16 protein-coding genes are annotated in these 16,497 nt (G+C 70.4%); 11 read left to right on the forward strand and 5 right to left on the reverse strand.

Annotation, left to right across the window (positions count from 1 at the left end; translation table 11 throughout):
- Positions 1-70 precede the first annotated feature (70 nt).
- Positions 71-1,183, forward strand: a complete 1,113-nt coding sequence (locus KUD94_RS10540; protein WP_218237165.1) for a caspase family protein — start codon at positions 71-73, stop codon at positions 1,181-1,183.
- A gap of 95 nt (positions 1,184-1,278) precedes the next feature.
- On the opposite strand, the gene gph is transcribed toward KUD94_RS10540, so the two are convergent.
- A complete protein-coding gene (gene gph, locus KUD94_RS10545; RefSeq protein ID WP_218239273.1) occupies positions 1,279-2,010 on the reverse strand; it encodes a phosphoglycolate phosphatase in 732 nt (243 codons plus the stop codon).
- Between the two features lie 90 nt (positions 2,011-2,100).
- Here gph and KUD94_RS10550 point away from each other — a divergent pair, with 90 nt between their 5' ends.
- Complete coding sequence (locus KUD94_RS10550; RefSeq protein WP_218237166.1) at positions 2,101-2,457, forward strand: hypothetical protein; 357 nt, start codon at positions 2,101-2,103, stop codon at positions 2,455-2,457.
- Here the strand turns inward: KUD94_RS10550 and rpe are convergent.
- Complete coding sequence (gene rpe, locus KUD94_RS10555; protein ID WP_218237167.1) at positions 2,447-3,130, reverse strand: ribulose-phosphate 3-epimerase; 684 nt, start codon at positions 3,128-3,130, stop codon at positions 2,447-2,449. The two genes, KUD94_RS10550 and rpe, sit on opposite strands and share 11 nt — an antisense overlap.
- 65 nt (positions 3,131-3,195) lie before the next feature.
- On the opposite strand from rpe, the gene KUD94_RS10560 reads away from it, so the two are divergent.
- The 8 genes from KUD94_RS10560 (at position 3,196) to KUD94_RS10595 (ending at position 10,841) form a co-directional block, all read left to right on the forward strand.
- Positions 3,196-4,458, forward strand: coding sequence for a cation:proton antiporter (locus KUD94_RS10560; protein ID WP_218237168.1), 1,263 nt, complete (start codon positions 3,196-3,198; stop codon positions 4,456-4,458).
- Positions 4,455-5,570 carry a YbdK family carboxylate-amine ligase gene (locus KUD94_RS10565; protein ID WP_218237169.1) on the forward strand — a complete coding sequence of 372 codons (1,116 nt, stop codon included), beginning with the start codon at positions 4,455-4,457 and terminating at the stop codon, positions 5,568-5,570. Before KUD94_RS10560 ends, KUD94_RS10565 begins: the two co-directional genes overlap by 4 nt.
- Before the next feature lie 8 nt (positions 5,571-5,578).
- Positions 5,579-6,577, forward strand: a complete 999-nt coding sequence (gene thiL, locus KUD94_RS10570) for a thiamine-phosphate kinase (RefSeq protein WP_218237170.1) — start codon at positions 5,579-5,581, stop codon at positions 6,575-6,577.
- Between the two features lie 139 nt (positions 6,578-6,716).
- Positions 6,717-8,357 carry a DUF4139 domain-containing protein gene (locus KUD94_RS10575; protein ID WP_218237171.1) on the forward strand — a complete coding sequence of 547 codons (1,641 nt, stop codon included), beginning with the start codon at positions 6,717-6,719 and terminating at the stop codon, positions 8,355-8,357.
- A gap of 3 nt (positions 8,358-8,360) precedes the next feature.
- On the forward strand, positions 8,361-8,882 hold the full coding sequence (locus tag KUD94_RS10580) for a phosphatidylglycerophosphatase A (RefSeq protein ID WP_218237172.1): 522 nt from the start codon (positions 8,361-8,363) through the stop codon (positions 8,880-8,882).
- Positions 8,883-8,887: 5 nt separating this feature from the next.
- Positions 8,888-9,403 (forward strand): CinA family protein, encoded by a 516-nt coding sequence (locus KUD94_RS10585; protein WP_218237173.1) that lies wholly within the window; start codon positions 8,888-8,890, stop codon positions 9,401-9,403.
- 191 nt (positions 9,404-9,594) lie between these two features.
- Positions 9,595-10,395 (forward strand): hypothetical protein, encoded by an 801-nt coding sequence (locus KUD94_RS10590; RefSeq protein ID WP_218237174.1) that lies wholly within the window; start codon positions 9,595-9,597, stop codon positions 10,393-10,395.
- A gap of 56 nt (positions 10,396-10,451) precedes the next feature.
- Positions 10,452-10,841, forward strand: a complete 390-nt coding sequence (locus KUD94_RS10595) for an MAPEG family protein (protein WP_218237175.1) — start codon at positions 10,452-10,454, stop codon at positions 10,839-10,841.
- A gap of 92 nt (positions 10,842-10,933) precedes the next feature.
- On the opposite strand, the gene KUD94_RS10600 is transcribed toward KUD94_RS10595, so the two are convergent.
- Both KUD94_RS10600 and KUD94_RS10605 read right to left on the reverse strand, forming a co-directional pair.
- Positions 10,934-12,133, reverse strand: a complete 1,200-nt coding sequence (locus tag KUD94_RS10600) for an ABC transporter substrate-binding protein (protein WP_218237176.1) — start codon at positions 12,131-12,133, stop codon at positions 10,934-10,936.
- 134 nt (positions 12,134-12,267) lie between these two features.
- The gene (locus KUD94_RS10605; RefSeq protein WP_255568723.1) at positions 12,268-12,957 is read right to left on the reverse strand and encodes a ligase; all 690 of its coding nucleotides are present in this window, start codon (positions 12,955-12,957) and stop codon (positions 12,268-12,270) included.
- Between the two features lie 88 nt (positions 12,958-13,045).
- Here KUD94_RS10605 and hemB point away from each other — a divergent pair, with 88 nt between their 5' ends.
- A complete protein-coding gene (gene hemB, locus KUD94_RS10610; protein WP_218237177.1) occupies positions 13,046-14,053 on the forward strand; it encodes a porphobilinogen synthase in 1,008 nt (335 codons plus the stop codon).
- Positions 14,054-14,060: 7 nt separating this feature from the next.
- Here hemB and KUD94_RS10615 read toward each other — a convergent pair whose 3' ends face one another.
- A complete protein-coding gene (locus tag KUD94_RS10615; protein ID WP_218237178.1) occupies positions 14,061-16,394 on the reverse strand; it encodes a hypothetical protein in 2,334 nt (777 codons plus the stop codon).
- Positions 16,395-16,497 lie beyond the last annotated feature (103 nt).

Consider the following 16,497-nt stretch of genomic DNA (forward strand, 5'->3'; position numbering starts at 1 on the left):
TGCGCCGCCTCCGGCGCCAACGCCGGCACCCGCCCCGCTGCCGCCCCCGCCCCCGCCCCAAAGCAGCGACATGTGGGGCGACTGGGAGCGCGCGGCTCGCAGCATCGAGGGGCCGCGTGCGCCGCTGGGCTCATCGGCCTACCTGCTCGATGCCGTCCAGCCGGGCCCGGCCGACGCCACTGGCGCAACGCGTTGGCCCGCACCGGGCTTGCTCACGCCGCAACCGGATGGCAGCCAGTATCTGCGCGTGTTGCCCGTGCGCCAAATGTCGCGCGACGCGCTGCGCGACGTGCTGCGGGCGCGCGGCGACTACATGGACGGCTTGCTCGCCGGCGCCACCAGCCAGCTCAAGACCAATCCTCGCCTGGCGGATGCGCCGGGCTGCGACAGCGCCAGCCCCGGCTGCCTGCTGCGGCGCCAGACGCACGCGGTCTCGCCTCTGCGCCCGGCGCGACGCATGGCGCTCGTCATCGGACTCGATCGCTACCAGGATTTGCGCATTCCGCAACTCGCCAACCCGGTCTCTGACGCGCAGGCCATCGCCCGCACCTTGGGCCAGCAGATGGGCTTCGAGGCGCGTGTGCTGCCCAACGCAGGCAAGGCGCAGGTACTGCAAGAGCTCAATCGCCTGATCGAGGAATCGGGGCCGAACGACAGCGTGGCGCTCTACTTCGCCGGGCACGGCACCGTCGTCAAGGAAACCGGCGAGGGCTACTGGTTGCCCTCGGACGCACGCGCCGACGACCCCTCGGGCTGGCTCTCCAATGCCGACATCAACCGCGCACTTTCGGCCATTACCAGCCGACAGATCGCGGTCTTTGCCGACAGCTGCTACGCCGGCACGCTGGCGCAGGGCGACGCGCTGCTCGCCAGCGCTGGCGCGGATGCACCCCCCGACATCGATCGCATCCAGCGCCTGCGCGCGGTCGTCGTGATGGCCTCCGGTGGCAACGAGCCGGTGGCCGACGGCGGGCGGGCGGGCCATTCGGTCTTTGCCTGGAGCCTGCTGCGCCAGCTCGACGAGGCGCGCGGCTGGGTAGCGGCCGCGCGCATCTTCGGCGCGGTGCGCAGCGACGTCGAACGCGAGCTGCCGCAAACGCCGGTGTACGGCGTGGCGCAGGCCGCAGGGCATGAGGAAGGCGCGGACTTTCTGCTGCGGGCCAGCGGGCCGACAGGCCACTGAGGTCGGCCAGGCGCCTCAGGGATGTCCGGCACGGCCCGGGCGAGCCTGTGGCAGCGCCAAGCGAGATGGGCCGCAAAGACTGATGCAGGAAATCCTCAGCCCACGCCCATCTCTGCAAAGCTGTCCATGTAGCCATCCGCATCCACCTCGCGCACCGGCTGCCCGTGGTTGTAGCCCCAGGTGACGAGGACGACGGGGCAGCCCGCAGCCCGCGCCGCCTGGGCGTCGTTGCGCGAATCACCGACCATCAGGGTGCGCGCGGGCACGGTGCCCAGCCACGCACAGGCCTGGAGCAGCGGCAGCGGATCGGGCTTCTTGCGCGCGAAGCTGTCGCCGCCGAAGACAGTCTCGAAAGCGCCGTCCAGCCCCTTGGCGCGCAGCAGCGCCAGGGCGTGCGCGTGCGGCTTGTTGGTCAGGCAGACCAGGCGCAAGCCGGCGCGGCGCAGGCCCGCCAGGCCCTCTTGCACGCCCGGATAGAGCACTGCGTGGCTGCCGTTGACAAGGCCGTAGTGGTGCTGATAGCGTAAATGCGCCCGGGTGTAGAGCGCCTGGGCGCGCGCTGCGGCGTCGGCGTGCCCGGCGCGGGTGCAGGCCCAGAGCAAGACCGATTGCAACAAATGTTCCGAGCCCTTTCCCACGCGCAGCGCGATTTCCTCGCGTGGCATGGCGGGCAGGTCCAGTTCGGCCAGCGTGCGAGCCAGGGCCAGGGCGAAGTCGCCCAGCGTGTCGACCAGGGTGCCGTCCAGGTCGAGCAGCACCGCGTCCACCTGCGCCAGCCACGGCCCGCGCGCGAAGGACGCGGCATCGGCCGGGCCGGTTACATCCATTGACATGCTGCGGCACCCCGATTGCCGGCGAGGCATCCAATGCATTCACTGAGCCGGAGCTTGTTCCGGCGCACTACAAGGAGTTTGAATATGCGCAATTTTCGTCTTTCGGTTTTTCTCGGTAGCGCCTTGCTGGTATTTGGCGTGCATGCACAGGCCGCAAGCCCCAGCGCTGCCGAGCAGTGCGCGGGCGTGGCCCCGGCGAGCCGCGCCGCCTGCATCCGCGAAGTGGGCGCCGCCGCCCAGGCAGCGCGCAATGGCCAATTGAGCAGCGCAGACGCCGCCACCTACGAGCGCAACGCCATGGCGCGCTGCCAGGTGTTCAAGACCGAGCAGGATCGCAGGGATTGCGAAAAGCGCATGGGGCCTGCCGCGGAGCTCAGCGGCTCGGTCCAGGGCGGCGGTATTCTGCGCGAGGAAACCACCACCTACACCATCACGAAGTAAGCCGCGCGCGCATCGCGCCTATCACCTGCGCGTAATCGGGCTGGCCAAAGATGGCGCTGCCCGCCACGAAGGTATCGGCCCCGGCATCCGCCACGGCGCGGATGTTGGCCGCCTTGATACCGCCATCCACCTCCAGGCGGATGTCCCGCCCTGAGGCATCAATTCGCCGGCGCACCGCTTCCACCTTGCGCAAGGCGCTATCAATAAAGGACTGACCACCAAAACCGGGGTTGACGCTCATGATGAGCACCAGGTCGATCTCGTCGATCACCCAGTCGAGCACGTCGAGCGCGCTGGCCGGGTTGAACGCGAGCCCCGCCTTGCAGCCCGCGGCCCGGATGGCCTGCACGCTGCGGTGCACGTGGGCGCTGGCCTCGGGGTGAAAGCTGATCAGGTCGGCCCCCGCCGCGGCAAAGGCGGCGGCCAGCGCATCCACCGGCTGTACCATCAGGTGCACGTCGATCGGCACGGCGCTGCCGTCGCTCTTCTGTGCGTGCGGCCGTAGCGCCTGGCACACCATGGGGCCCAGGGTGAGGTTGGGGACGTAATGGTTGTCCATCACGTCAAAATGGATCCAGTCGGCGCCGGCGGCGATCACGCTGCGCACCTCTTCGCCCAGGCGGGCGAAGTCGGCCGAGAGGATGGACGGGGCAATGCGGTAGGCGGGGTTCATGGCGGCGATTGTCGCAGCGGCGCCGCGGGGCAGTCGGCCCGGCCCCTCGAAAACAAGGATAAACAATGGACGGATGGAGACAATGGTGGGCGCAGTGGCTGCCCGCCGCAACCGAGCTGGCCACGGTGCAATGGGCACTGCTGCTGGCGCTGGCTGCGGCGGCGGGTTATCTGGTGCAGCGGCGCATCGGCCTGCCCAAGATGGTGGGCTACGCGCTGGTCGGCTCGCTCGCTGGCTTGCTCGGCTTTGACGGAAGCGCCTGGCCGCTGCAGGGCACGGGCCTGTTCGTGGTGGAGCTGGCGGTGGCCGTGGTGCTGTTCGAATGCGGCGGCCGCCTGCCGCTGCGCTGGCTGCGCCACAACCCCATGGTGCTGGTGCAAAGCCTGGCCGAGTCGGCGCTGACCTGGGTCGCGGTCTATGCGCTGATGCTCTGGCTGAAGGTGCCCGAGCAGGCAGTGGGGCCGCTCGCGCTGGTGGCGGTAGCCGCATCGCCCACGGTGCTGATGCGTGTGGTCACCGACTCGCGCGCGGCCGGCGCGGTGACCGAGCGCGCCATCGTGCTGTCCACGCTCTCCACGCTCTACGTGCTGGGCTTGGGCGCGGCGCAGGCGCAGTGGCTCGGGCGCCCCGGCGCCAGCGCGGGCGCCGTGGCCGAGGCCGTGCTGACGGTGCTCGGCGCTTCGGTGCTGATCGGCGCGCTGCTCGCGCTGGCGCTGCGCGCGGCGCTGCGCGTGATGAGCCCGCTGAGCGAGAACACCGCCATCGTGGTGCTCGCGCTGATTGCCGCGACCACGGCGCTGGCCCCGCGCGCGGGCGGCTCGGCGCCGCTGGCGGCGCTGCTGGCGGGCATGCTGCTCAAGCACTTCTACCCGCGCCCCTGGGCCTGGCCGCGCCAGGCGAGCTCGGCCTCCACCATGCTGGCGATCGTGATGTTCGTGCTGGTCTCCACGGTGGCCGCGCAAACCCCGTGGAACCTGGCCGTGGCCGCGAGCGTGCTGGCATTGGTCATTGCGCGGCTCGTGGCCAAGGCGCTGGGCGTAGGGCTGGGCAACGCAGGCAGCGGCGCAAGCTGGCGCCAGGCGCTGTGGACCAGCGCCGCCATGGCCCCGATGTCGGGCGTGGCGCTGCTGGTGGTCACCGGCTTTGCCTCTGCGGCGCCCGAAACCGGCGCGCTGGTGGCGCAGGTGGCGCTGCCTGCCATCCTGCTGATGGAGCTGCTGGGCGCGGTCATTGCCACGTTTGCGCTCTATGGCGCGGGCGAGAGCATCCGGCCGCTGGCGCACCAGATGCGCGCGCGGGCGGCCGAACAGGTCAAGGAGCAGCCATGAGCCTGGAAGCCTTTCACGACTCCGAGCCGCTGACCCTGGGCGTGGAGCTGGAGCTGCAGCTCGTCAACACCCACGACTACGACCTCGCGCCCTACGCCGAGGACATGCTGCGCCTGATGAAGAAGACGCCGCTGCCCGGCTCCGTGGTGCCGGAGATGACCAGCGGCATGATCGAAGTCTCGACCGACATCTGCCGCTCCAGCGGCGAGGTGCTGAGCCAGCTCACCCCTATCCGCGACGCGCTGGTGCGCAGCGCCGACAAGCTCAACATCGCGGTGCTCGGCGGCGGCACGCACCCCTTCCAGCAATGGCACGAGCGGCGCATCTACGACAAGCCGCGCTTTCATGAGCTCTCGCAGCTGTACGGCTACCTGTCCAAGCAGTTCACCATCTTCGGCCAGCACGTGCACGTGGGCTGCCCCGACGCCGATGCTGCGCTCTTGATGCTGCACCGCCTGAGCCGCTACATCCCGCACTTCATCGCGCTGTCGGCCTCCAGCCCCTACGTGCAGGCGCACGACACGCAGTTCGACTCGGCGCGGCTCAATTCGGTGTTTGCGTTTCCGCTCTCGGGGCGCGCGCCCTGCGTGCTCACCTGGGCCGAGTTCGAGCAGTATTTCGACAAGATGACCGGCACCGGCGTGGTCAAGAGCATGAAGGACTTCTACTGGGACATACGGCCCAAGCCGGGTTTTGGCACCGTGGAGATCCGCGTCTTCGACACGCCGCTCACCATAGAGCGCGCGGCCGCGCTCGCCGGCTACGTGCAGTCGCTCGCCGCCTGGTTCCTGGCCGAGCAGCCCTTCACCCCGCAGGAGGACGACTACCTCGTCTACACCTACAACCGCTTCCAGGCCTGCCGCTTCGGGCTGGAGGGCGAGTACGTGGACCCGGTGAGCGGCGAGCACCTGCCGCTGCGCGAGCACATCCTGCGCACCATGGACTGCATCGCGCCGTTTGGCGAGGCGCACGGCGCTACCAGCGCGCTGCAGTTGCTGCGCGCCGAAACGCTCGCCGGCCAGAACGACGCGCGCTGGCTGCGCGAGCTGATGGCGAGCGAGCAGCTGCTGGCCGAAGTCACGCGCCGGGCGGCGCTGCGCTTTCGCGGTTGAGGCGCGCCATGGGCGAGTTCGAACTGATCCGACGCCACTTCACCCGCCCGGTGCGGCGCGCAGCCCTGGGCGTGGGCGACGACTGCGCGCTGCTCTCGCCCGCGCCAGGCATGCAACTGGCCATCTCCAGCGACATGCTGCTCGAAGGCCGGCACTTCCTGGCCGGCACCGACCCCGAGCGCCTCGGGCACAAGGCGCTGGCGGTGAACCTGTCGGACCTGGCGGCCTGCGGCGCGCGCCCCCTGGCCTTCACGCTGGCGCTGGCGCTGCCACGCGCCGATGAGGCCTGGCTTGCGGCCTTTGCGCGTGGCCTGTTCGCCCTGGCCGACGCGCACGGCTGCGAGCTGATTGGCGGCGACACCACGCAGGGCCCCTTGAACATCTGCATCACCGTCTTTGGCGAGCTGCCCCAAGGCGACGCGCTCAAGCGCAGCGGCGCACGTCCGGGGGACGATCTCTGGGTGAGCGGCGCACCCGGCCAGGCGCGCCTGGCGCTGGGCGCGCTGCGCGGCGAATGGCACCTGAGCGAAGGCGCGCTGCCCGCGCTGCAGGCGCGCCTGGATGCGCCCAGCCCACGCGTCGCCCTGGGCCTGGCTCTGCGCGGCCTGGCCAACAGCGCGATCGACATCAGCGACGGCCTGCTCGGCGATCTGCAGCATGTGCTCGACGCTTCGCGCGCGGGCGCCGTGGTCTGGGCCGATGATGCTGCCAATCTGATAGCTGTTGGCGCAGACCCACAAAGTGCCGCAGGCCAATTTGATGCAGAAATTCTGACCCAGCCAGACCCGGCTTTGCTGCGCCAGTGCGCGCTGGCCGGCGGCGACGACTACGAGCTGCTCTTCACCGCCGCGCCCGCGCGGCGCACGGCGGTGCTCGAAGCCGGCCGGCGCTGCGCCACGCGGCTCACGCGCATCGGCCAGATCCAGGCCGAGCCCGGGCTGCGCCTGCTGGACGCGCGCGGGCAGCCGCTGGCCGGCGATTTCGCTTCCTTCGACCATTTCGCTTGAGCGCCGCGCCGCCCGCCGGGCTGCAGCACACAGCCCCGCACAGGCCGGCGCGCGCGCCTTGCACCCTGTTGCAGCGCGCAGCGGGCGCTGCGGCACACTAGGGGGCTTGCGTTTGAACACCTCGTCCACAGGAAAACCCATGCGCCTGTCCCCGCCCGCCTTGTTGCGCCATGCCGCCGCGCTGCTGCCTCTGGCCCTGTCCCTCGCCCCCCTGCCGGCGCTGGCCGCGCTCGCCGGGGCCACGGGCGCGGACGCCTCGCGCATCCAGTCGGTCACGCTCTATCCCGGCGTGGCCACGGTGCAGCGCGTACTGCAGGTGGCGCCGGGCAGCAGCAGCGCCGTGTTCGGCTGTCTGCCGGCGCAGCTCGATGCGCGCACGCTGCAGGTGAGCAGCCCGGCCGAGGTGCGCATCGGCGACGTGAACGTGCAGACGCTGGAGCGCGCCGTCGCCAGCGGCTGCACCGGCGCGCTGGATGCGCGCATCCGGGCGGCCGAGGACGAGCTGGCGCGCGCACGCGCCGAGACCGACGCGCTGGAACTGGCCCAGACCTGGCTCAACACCCAGGCCGGCACGCCGCCGGTGCAGACGCGCGACAGCCTGGCGCCGGCGCAGATTGCCGCCACGCTGCAGGCGCTGCGTCGCTCCTCGCTCGACACCCTGGCCGAGCTGCACCGCGCGCGGCGCGCGCTGCAGGAGCGCGAACTGGCGCTCAAGCGCCTGCAGGCCGAGCAGGGCAGCGCCCAGGCGCCGACGGTGGCAGTGGTGCGCGTGAGCCTGGCCACACGCAGCGGCGGCGAGCTGCGCCTGAGCTACCAGGTGCGCGGCCCGAGCTGGTCGCCGAGCTACCGCGCCAATCTGGACAGCGACAGCCGCCAGGTGCAGCTCGAGCGCCTGGCGCTGGTGTCGCAGACTACCGGCGAGGACTGGAGCGGCGTAGCGCTCACGCTCTCTACCGGCCAGCCGCTGGCGGCCACGCAAGGTCCGCTGCCCCGCCCCTGGACGCTGGACGTGCAGCCCAAGGAGCCGCCGCCGACGCCCAAGATGGCACGCAGCGAGGGCGTGGCGATGATGGCCGCGCCCGCGCCGCCGGCCCCGGCGCTCGCCGCCGAGCCCGATGCCGAGCCGCTGCCAAACTTTGCGCCCAGCACCCGGCAAGGCGCTTACGCCACGCAGTTCGTGCTGCCCCAGCGCGTGAGCGTGCCCTCGGGCGGCGAGCGCGTGACGCTCTCGCTGGGCGCGCAGCAGCTCGCGGCCACGCTGCTCACGCGCACCACGCCGGCGCTCGATGCGCACGCCTGGCTCGTCGCCTTGCTCGAGCCCCTGCAAGGCAACTGGCCGGCGGGCCCGATCGCGCTGCAACGCGACGGCGCCAGCGTCGGCCAGGGGCGGTTTGACCCCATGGCCAGCGACTTCGCCCGCCTGGGCCTGGCCTTCGGGCGCGACGAGAACGTGCTGGTCAGCAGCGAGCCGGTCAAGGAATTCACCCAGAGCGCGGGCTTTACCGGCGCGCGCAGCGAACGCAGCATAGAGCGCAGCTACCGCGTGGAAAACCGCCATCGCCAGGCGATCACGCTGCAAGTGCTCGACAGCGCACCGGTCTCGCGCAACGAGGCGATCACCGTGCAGTCGCGCTACGAGCCCAAGCCCCAGGACGACAACTGGGGCGGCAAGGGCGGCGTCGCCTGGCAGCAGCAGCTCGACGCCGGCGCCAGCGCCGTCTTCAGCGCGCGCCACGTGATCGGCCACGACAAGGACGTGCGCGTGCGCGAGGGCCACTGAGCCATGGTGCAGGCCACGGCCGCCGCCGTGCGCGCCGACGTGCGCTTCATGCTCGCGCACCCGGCGCACTTGCTGGCGCTGGGTTTTGGCAGCGGGCTCTCGCCCGTCGCGCCCGGCACCGTGGGCACGCTCTGGGGCTGGCTTGCCTTCGTGGTCGCGCAGCAGTGGCTCACGCCGCTGCAGCTTGGTCTGGTCACGCTGGCGGCGCTGCCCCTGGGCTGGTGGGCCTGCACGCTGACCGCGCAGCACCTGGGCGTGGCCGATCCGGGGGCGGTGGTGTGGGACGAGATCGTGGCCATCTGGCTCATCCTGCTGCTCGTCATGCCTACGGGGCTATGGGACCAGTGCGCGGCGTTTGCGCTGTTTCGCTTTTTCGACGCGCTCAAGCCCGGCCCGGTGGCCTGGGCCGACCGCGCCTTCAAGGGCCTGGGCTGGCGCGGCGGCTGGGGCATTTTGTTCGACGACCTGGTCGCGGCGCTGTGCACCCTGCTGGTGATCGCGCTCTGGCGTCATTTTCTGGCCTGACGCGGATGATGCTATCAACACAAGAGCTGCCAACGCTGGACGTACAAGCGCTGGAGCCGTTTTTGTTGCAAATTTCCCGGGCCTTGCTGGCGCGCGGCGAGATGCTGGCGACGGCAGAAAGCTGCACCGCCGGCTGGATTGCCGCCGCCTGCACCGCGCTGGCCGGCTCCAGCCAATGGTTCGAGCGCGGCTTCGTCAGCTACTCCAACGCCGCCAAGAGCGAGATGCTGGGCGTGAGCGCCGCGCTGATCGAGGCCGAAGGCGCGGTCAGTGAGCCTGTGGCCCGCGCCATGGCCGAGGGCGCGCTGCGCCACGCGCACGCCAAGGCAAGCTTGGCGGTGACCGGCGTGGCCGGGCCCGGCGGCGGCAGCGCCGACAAGCCCGTCGGCACGGTCTGGTTTGCCTGGTGCGTGGCCGGGCGCACCCACAGCCAGGTGCAGCACTTTGGCGGCGACCGCGCCGCGGTGCGCGCGGCCACGGTGCACCACGCGCTGGCGCAGCTGGCGCACCATCTGGCCTGACACGGTTTTGCCTGCGGACACGCGGCAAGGCGCGAAGCCGCAGAGCGCGCTGCAGCGCAGGCCCACGCAGCCATCCGCTTGAAGGCGAAGCCGCGGGAGAGCGCCGGCGCGCGCAAGACCCCGGCGCCCTTGCGGTGGCCGGAGGCGCTGCCCGCTGGCCGCGCGGCGCTGCACTACCATCGCCTGCGAACATGTCCCCGGTCGCCGTCGATCCCGCCGCCTTCCTCGCCCGCCAGTTGCCTGCACAGCAGCTGCCGCTGGCGCGCTACCGGCTGGGCGAGGAGCGCACCGTCTGGCTGCGCCGCGCCCGCCCCGGCGCGCACCCGCTGCAGCGCCGGCTGTGGGCGCTGGCGGCGCGGCTGTCGCGCGTGCCCGCGCTGCGCCCCCTGCCCATGGCGGGCGCTGCGGCCTGCGCCGCCGCCCAGGCGGCGCGCCTGCGCGAGTTTGCCGATCACGGCTTGCCCGTGGCCCAGGTGCTGGCGCAGCAAGGCGAGGGTCTGCTGCTGGCCGACGTAGGTGCGGTCTCGCTCGCGCAAGAGCTCGCGCAGGCGCCGGATGCGGCGGCGCTGATCGCGCTGTGGCAGCAAGGCTTGGCGTTGATCGACAACGCGCATGGGCGCGGGCTCAGCCTGGGCAGCGCCCTTCCGCAACATATGGTGCGCAGCCCTGAGGGCGCGCTCACCCTGGTCTACCTGCCGCCCGACCCCGGCGCGCTGCTCACGCCGGCGCTGTGCCAGGTGCGCGATGCGCTCAGCTATCTCTACGCCAGCGCCATGCTGCTGCACGCCGGCGGCGCGCGCCAGAAGGCACGCCCGCTGTGGCAGGCCTGGCTGGACGGGCCGGCGCGCGCACCGGGCTTTCGCCAGGCGCTGCAGGCGCAGCTCACGCGCCTGAGCTGGCTGCGCTATCTGCCGCCCGACGCCCGCTGGGGCCACGGCGCCTGGCAGTTGCGCGCGGCCTATGAACAAGCGGTTTTACTACAATACAAATAGCTGTCAGCGCTTTGTCGGCGGGCTTTTGATCGACTTTTTGCTTGAAAGGATCGGACATGAACCTCATCCACACCGTGGCCTTGCTGGCCGTGGCCGAGTACATCGTTTTCAGTGCGCTGGTGGGCCGGGCGCGCGTGCGCGGCCACGTGATGGCGCCCAGCACCAGCGGCGACGAGGCCTTCAACCGAGCGTTTCGGGTGCAGCAGAACACGCTCGAGCAAATCGTCGCCTTCCTGCCGGCGCTGCTGCTCGCGGGCCAGTACTTCTCACCCGCGCTGGTGGCCGGCATCGGCGCGGTCTGGCTGCTGGGGCGTCTGCTCTACCGCCAGCAGTACGTGAAGAACCCGGCGAGCCGCGCGCCGGGCTTCATCCTCACGCTGCTGCCCACGGTGGTGCTGCTGCTGATGGCGCTGTGGGGGGCGCTGGGCCTCGCCCTGGCGCGCTGAAGCCGCCGCAGCCCGCCCGCGCGGGCTCAGGGTGCACAAAAAAAATGCCACGCCGGACGAGACCGGGCGTGGCGCGTTTCAGGCAGGGGCGCTTACTTGACCAGCGGGCACTTGCTCTCGGACAGCGGGCGCGTCACCAGGCTTGCGGGCAGCGTGGAGACGATCTTGTAGTAGTCCCAGGGCTGCTTGGACTCTTCGGGTTTCTTGACCTGCACGAGGTACATCTCCTGCTCGACGCGGCCGTCCTTGCGCACGGTGGCGCCATCGGCAAAGAAGTCCTTGACCGGCATCTCGCGCATCTTGTCGGCCACCTTGGCGCCGTCGGTGCTGCCTGCGGCCTTCACCGCCTTGAGGTAGTGCAGCACGCCCGAGTAGGTGCCTGCCTGCACCATGCCGGGCATGCGACCGGTCTTCTCCATGAAGCGCTTGCCGAAGGCACGGCTGGCGTCATCGCGGTCCCAGTAGAAAGGGGTTGCGGCCACCAGGCCGTGGGCGGTCTTGAGGCCCAGCGAGTGCACGTCGCTGATCACCATGGCCAGGGCCGCGAGCCGCTGGCCGCCCGCCATGATGCCGAACTCGCCGGCCTGTTTGATGGCGTTGGTCATGTCGGTGCCGGCGTTGGCCAGCGCAATCACGTTGGCTTTGGAGGATTGGGCCTGCAGCAGAAAGGAGGCAAAGTCGGAGGTGCCCAGCGGCGCGCGCGCGGCACCCACCACCTTGGCGCCCTTCTTGTTGATGGTGTCGGTCAGGTCTTGCTGCATCGCATGGCCGAAGGCGTAGTCGGTGGCCAGGATGAACCAGTTCTTGGCGCCGTCGTCGATCATGCCGGTGGCCACGCCGCGCGGCGCCGCATAGGTGTCAAAGGTCCAGTGAAAACCCGTGGGCGAGCACGATTCATTGGTCAGCGCGGACGAAAACGGCCCGGTCGCAATGGTGATCTTGCCCTTGTCCTTGGCCAGGTTCTGCACCGCCAGCGCCACCGCCGAGTTGGTCAGGTCGGTGATCATCTCCACACCTTCGGTGTCAAACCACTTGCGCGCGACCGAGGCCGCGACGTCGGGCTTGTTGGTGTGGTCGGCATCGATCACCTCGATCTTGCGGCCCAGCACCTCGCCGCCAAAGTCTTCCACCGCCATCTTGGCTGCGGTAACCGAGGTCTTGCCGCCAAAGTCGGCGTAAATGCCCGACTGGTCATTGAGCACGCCGATCTTGAGCACGCCTTCGGCGTTCGCCGCGGTGCCGAGCTGACAGGCGCCGAACACCAGCGCCGCCATGAACCATGATGCTTTCATTGTGCAAATCCTCCGGGTGAAAAAAACCATCATGGCAGCGCCGGCCCGCATGCGCAATCGGTTCTGGCCCTGAAGCCGCCGTGAGCAGGGTGCCCGCAGTCACATCAAAGACAGCGCGGGAGAGCACCGCGCGATCAATCCGCGAGCGCGTCTGCCAGCGCCGCGCGCAGCAGCGCGGCGTAGCGCTCGGCGCCGACGAAGCCGGGCTGCAGCTCGGCGCAGGAGACGGTGCGCGTGCGCATCACGCGCTCGTCCTCGGGGTGGCCGAGCGCGGCGCACAGCAGCGCCCAGTCGGGCGGTGCCACCAGCGTGCCCGCGACCAGCAGCACGCCGCTGCGCTGGCGCCGCTGCGCCAGGCCAACGAGCTTGCGCCCGCCGCCGGCATCCACCACCTCCCAGGAGGCGAGCGAGCCAAAGCAGGCCCAGGGCAGCCTGGGGCCAAGCAGTGCGTCGGCCGGCGCGACCTGCTCGGGCGCCAGCGCGCGCGCCGCCACGCCAAGGCCGGCGAGCAGGTCCACGTACATCTGACCCAGTCCCTGGTAGCTGGCGTTGATGCGCCCGCCGACCCAGGGGTGCTCCAGCGGCAAGACCACCGAGCTGCTGACCATCCACGGCCCGGTAAGCACCGCCCCGCCGCCCGAGGCGCGCACCAGCGTCGCCACGCCGGGCGCTGCCGCCTGCAAGCCGGCCAGGTAGTGCTGCTGCGAGCAGCCGAGCACGATGGCCGGCGCCTCGTGCACCCAGACGGAAAAGGCCGGCCTGCGCACCGGCTCGGCCAGACGGGCCAGGTTCCACTGCTGTTCCTGTTGGGCGATGGTGGGCATGCGTTGCGCTCAAAAAAACGCCGGCTTCGGCGCAGGCGCAAGCCTAACAGCGCGGCAGGGGGCGCGGGGCTGTCGCACAATCGGCGCCATGCACCTGTCGAGCCCCACTCCGTTTCCCCTGAACCGCCCGCGGCGCCTGCGCCGCGACGCCTTCTCGCGCAACCTGGTGCGCGAGTCGCGCCTGTCGGCGCACGACTTCATCTACCCGGTGTTCGTGCACGAAGGCAAGCAGCGGCGCGAGGCTGTGCCCTCCATGCCCGGCGTCGACCGCCTGAGTCTGGATCTGCTGCTGCCCGTGGCCGAGGAATGCGCAAAGCTGGACATTCCGGTGATGGCGCTCTTCCCCGCGATCGACACGGAACTGAAAACCCCCGACGGCAAGGAAGCGGCCAAGCCCGACGGCCTGATCCCGCGCGTGGTGCGCGCGCTGAAAAAGGAATTTCCGCAACTCGGGGTGATGACCGACGTGGCGCTCGACCCCTATACCAGCCACGGCCAGGACGGCGTGCTCGACGACACCGGCTACATCCTGAACGACGAGACGGTGCAGGTGCTGGTGCAGCAGGCGCTGGCGCACGCGCAGGCCGGCGTGGACATCGTCGCACCCAGCGACATGATGGACGGGCGCATAGGCGCGGTGCGCCGCGCGCTCGACGCCGAGCGGCACATCCACACCCGCATCATGGCCTACAGCGCCAAGTACGCGAGCAGCTTCTACGGCCCGTTTCGCGACGCCGTGGGCACGCGCGGCGCTTTGGGCAAGGCGGACAAGAACGTCTACCAGATGGACCCGGGCAACAGCGACGAGGCGCTGCGCGAAGTAGCGCTGGACATTGCCGAGGGCGCAGACATGGTCATGGTCAAGCCCGGCATGCCCTATCTGGACGTGCTGCGCCGCGTGAAGGATGAATTTCGCATGCCCACCTTCGCCTACCAGGTGAGCGGCGAGTACGCCATGATCAAGGCGGCCAGCGCCCAGGGCTGGCTGGAGCACGACGCGGTGATGATGGAGGCACTGCTCGCGTTCAAGCGCGCCGGCGCCGACGGCATCCTCACCTACTTCTCGCTGGCCGCGGCGCGCCTGCTGCGCGGCTGAGCGCGGCTCAGCGCGTGCCGGCGCGCAGTGCGCCTATCTGCTCCTCGTACACGCGCCAGGGCAGCAGGGTCTTTTGCATGGCCGGCGGCACATCGGCCACCGGGAAGAAATACGGCACCGGGTAGTTGGGGTTGTTCTTGCCGATGTACTCCAGCGCGGTGTAGCTGCTTTGCAGCGTGCCCAGGTCGTACTGGGCGGCGCGAAACGTCCAACTGGCAACCCAGCCCCCCACGGCCCTCGGCCCCATGTCGTTGCGCAGGATCACCTTCAGCGGCGTGCGCGGCGCGTCCAGGCGGAAGAAGCGCACCACGCCGGGAATCGCGCAGTGGTCGGCAAAGGCGTGCCAGTTGAAGTCCTTGGTCGGGCTGTTGAACTCCGCCAGGTAGCCGTGCTTGATGTAGTCGCCAAAGGAGTCGTCCATGTTCTTCTTGGTCGGCAGCCGCCAGTCGAAGGCCCGCACCAGCGCGTCGCTGATGCTGGCGTCGGCCAGCGCACTGGCGCTGTCCACGCAGGGCGCGTCGTAATCCACGCGCATCAGTCGGCCCAGGTCAAAGTCGCGCCGGCCCCAGGGCAGGTCGCGCGGGTACCAGACGTCCTCGGGCACCATCTCTTCCAGGCGCGCCGGCTGGTTGCAGCCACCCACCCAGGCGAGCTGGTACTGCACGTCGATGATCAGCTTGGCGCTGAGCAGGCGCTCGGGGCGCAGCCGCTGCAGCGCCAGGGTCTGGCGCTGCAGCTGCTCGCGCACCAGCGCGACCTGGTCCGCATCGTGCTGCCCGCTCAACCTGGCGACGGTGGCATGCGCGTCGAACAGGTAGTTGCAAATGCGCGCATTCCACAGCGCATACCAGTCGAGCAAGTCGTTGTACTGGCGCTCGACCACCGCGGTGTAGTACTTCTTCTTGCGAAACACCGTGCACCAGCGGTAGAGCACGCTGTCGTTGCCCACCGGCCCCAGGCCGATGAAGAGCTGATGGGCGGCAACCAGCCTGGGGTAGAGCGCAATCAGTTTGCGGCTTTGCTCGAGCACGTAGTCGTCGTAGAGCCTTTGCTGCTCGGGCGAGCCGCCTACGTGGCGCCGGCGGCGCTCCTCGATCAGCTCGATCAGCGCATTGAATTCGATGAACACGCCTATCACCTGGTCGAGCGCGCGCTTGTGCTCGGCCATGGACACCTGGGAGGCAAGCTCATCGACCTTGGAGGCGATGCGCGAGAGCTGCACCTGCATGCTCGACAGCGCCTGCTGCACCGGGTCGCTGCCGGGCAGTGCGCGGTCCAGAATGAAGTTCAGCCCTGGCTCCAGGAAGCCGCTGCCGGTGAGCGCCATGGCCTTGGCGAAGGCCATGCCCAGCACCGCCTTGCCCGCAGCGGACCAGAAGTCCTGCAGCTCGCGCCGCAGCTCGACGGGAATCTCCCGCTCCCACGGGCCAAAGTCGGGCGGCGGCGGGCAAGCGCTGGCCACCTTGCGCGCCACGGCGCTGCCCCGGGCAGCCGGCGCGACCGCCACGGCGCCCTCGTCCAGGTCCGCGTCCAGCAACCGCACGACTTCATCGGCCAGACGGTCGAGGTAATCCGCCACCGGCAGACCCGAGCCCCGCGCCCGCAGCAACAAGGCCTGCTGGTCCAGCTCGGTATCGAAGGGGTCCAGGTCACTCAGGTTGGTGCTGTATTCCAGACCCAGGAAGTCGTTGATCACGAACTCCACCTGGCCGGGATGCACAGCCAGGCGCTGAAACACCTTGTAGAGCAGCGTGCCGGCCAGATTGACGTCGATGATGGGGTTGATCTTGGCGCCGCCGTTGTATTCGAGTCCGTACAGCACGCCCTCGCCGGTCTGGGCCTGCGCGAGCAGAAAGCGCCGGCCGGTCTGCGCGGAGGCGTACATGCCCTGGGCGTCGGTGAGGCCTTGGTCGACCAGCGTGCCGTGGATGTCGCGCACCTGCAGCGCGGCACCCGCAAGCAAGCCGCTGCCCATGGCCACGCGCACGCGAAAGCTCAGCCCCTCGGTGGGCTCGGCCAGCAGTTGGGCGCCGAGAGGCTGCGCCGGCGGCAGGGTGTGGCGCCCCTGCTGGTGCTGGTAGCCCGCTTCGTCGTGGCCGATCTCGGGGTCCAGCGGCTGCAGGGCGCGCGGGTCGCTCAGGCTGTCGCCTTCGCTCTGCTCATCGCTGCTGCCGCCGCCGCAGGCCGTCGCCACGGCCGCGACCGCCCCCAGTACGGCGCCGCGCAGCAGGGCGCGGCGCGCCAGCGGCAGGGCGTGGGCGGTGGCGTCAGAGCTGCAGGCCTGGGCGTGCGCATCGTTCAAGGCGGGAAGCGGGCTGGAGTCGCGATCGCAGCGGTGCATGGCTGTCCTCAAGAAGCGGCATGCTCGCGCCGCCGCAGGCAATGGTTTTGGATGCGGGGTGGACGGCCGCGCCCGCCCCGATGGCAAGGGCGTGCGCCGCGCG

Origin of the sequence: Comamonas sp. NLF-1-9 (assembly GCF_019195435.1) — a bacterium.
Taxonomy (GTDB): Bacteria; Pseudomonadota; Gammaproteobacteria; order Burkholderiales; family Burkholderiaceae_C; genus Comamonas_C.